Genomic DNA, 1,743 nt, shown 5'->3' with positions numbered 1-1,743 from the left:
CCCATTACTGGGTGATAGCTGCTCGCGCAGTACCGGGTTCCTGCTTCATCGGGCGGCCTGATTGCACCACGCCTCCACAGGCTAAAACGGCGTGTCCCGCCGCTAAAATATTGCGAGCGCCGTTCACATCGGCGTTCGCCTCATAACCACACGCAGCGCATTTAAACTGGCTTTGCGTCTGGCGGTTATCCTTCGCAGTATGCCCACAACAGGCGCACTGCTGGCTCGTGTAGGCCGGGTTTATCGCCAACACCTGACCGCCTCGCCATGCCTGCTTATATTCGAGCTGGCGGCGCAGCTCAAACCAGCCCTGATCTAATATCGAACGATTCAGCCCTGATTTTGCCCGGACGTTGCGCCCCGGCTGGCTGGTCGTGCCCGCTGCTGATTTTGACATGCTGGCAACCTTCAAATCCTCAATGACGATCATCGCGTGGTTTTTGCTGATAGTCGTTGTGACCTTGTGAAGGTAATCGCGGCGGGTATTGGCGATATGTGAGTGCAGCCGCTGGATCTTGGCTTTTTGTTTCTTCCAGTTGCTGCTGAACTTTACCTTTTTGCTCAACTGGCGTTGGAGCCTTGCCAGCTTGGTCTGATTGGTTTTGAAGCTGTTGACGGGCTCAAACACCGTGCCGTCTGACAGGGTTGCGAGCTTGGCGATCCCCGCATCCAGCCCGACCATTGAGCCGGAGGGGTGAATTGGCTCAAGCGTCTCCTGCTCGACCTGAAAGGAGATATACCAGTGCCCGGCTGCTTGGCTGACGGTCGCGTTTTTAATTTTCCCTTCAACTGGCTGGGACTGACGGAACTTGACCCACGCCAGCCCGGCAGGCAGCTTCACGCGACCCTTTTCAAGGCGGCAATACTTGTCGAAGTTGACGAACCGGATAGCGTCGCGGTTGTCGCTTTTTTTCTTGAATACGGGTGCCTTGGCGGCGAGTTTCTTATCAAAGCAGCGCATCCACGCGCCATGCAAATCCTTGAGCTTCTGCTGGAGGTTGTCGGTATATGCCTCGGCCAGAAAGGCCATTTCTGGGTCTTTCTTCCAACTGGTGAGCATCCTGTTCAGCTCAAAGGCAGAAGGCAGTTTTTCGCCAGCATCCAGAATGCGTTTGGTTTCTGCCAGCCCGTGATTCCAGACATAACGAGCACAACCGCCCAACTGGCGCAGGCGTTGCGCTTGTTGTTCGGTCGGTTCGAGTCGGAATTTGTAGGCTTTCAGAATTTGCATTTAGCGCTCAGTGTGTAGCATTATTGCCATATCTATTAAGCCCGATTGAGTGACAGAATGCAATTCACTAAAATTAATAAATCACGCCATGCGGCCTACGTTTTGCACGTACATTTGGTGTTTATCACCAAGTATCGAAAGCCGATATTGGGGGATCTGCATCACGCTTCCTTCGGTCAGTGTGCGGCAGAGGTTTGCAGAGATTTTGGTGCGGAACTGAAAGAGTGTGACGGAGAGGCTGATCATGTTCACATGCTGATAGAGTACGCGCCAACGGTGCAGCTATCGGTACTGGTGAACTCGTTAAAGGCGGTCACATCAAGGCGACTGCGTAATGAATTTCTGGACTTGAGAGGTGCTTACAGCAAACCCGTACTCTGGTCACGCTCTTACTTTGCGGGCTCTTGCGGCGGAGCACCGTTGGAGGTGATCAAGCAATACATTCAAAACCAGCGGGGCTGACGCCCCGGCGAAATTCCCCTCCCACCTACGTCGGAGGGAGTCCCCTTTCG

General features: G+C 54.0%; 2 protein-coding genes. One reads left to right on the top strand and one right to left on the bottom strand.

The window, feature by feature from the left end:
• Window positions 1-4: 4 nt before the first annotated feature.
• Complete coding sequence (locus G5358_RS20975; RefSeq protein ID WP_021141234.1) at window positions 5-1,231, bottom strand: RNA-guided endonuclease InsQ/TnpB family protein; 1,227 nt, start codon at window positions 1,229-1,231, stop codon at window positions 5-7.
• Window positions 1,232-1,288: 57 nt separating this feature from the next.
• Here G5358_RS20975 and tnpA point away from each other — a divergent pair, with 57 nt between their 5' ends.
• Window positions 1,289-1,693 (top strand): IS200/IS605-like element ISAs26 family transposase, encoded by a 405-nt coding sequence (tnpA, locus tag G5358_RS20970; protein ID WP_010674034.1) that lies wholly within the window; start codon window positions 1,289-1,291, stop codon window positions 1,691-1,693.
• Window positions 1,694-1,743: the final 50 nt, after the last annotated feature.

The sequence above is a fragment of the Aeromonas sp. 604176 genome (genome assembly GCF_049170755.1).
Taxonomy (GTDB): domain Bacteria; phylum Pseudomonadota; class Gammaproteobacteria; order Enterobacterales; family Aeromonadaceae; genus Aeromonas; species Aeromonas veronii_A.
Note: the sequence above shows the minus strand (reverse complement) of the source record. Positions and strands in the feature narration are given on the sequence as shown.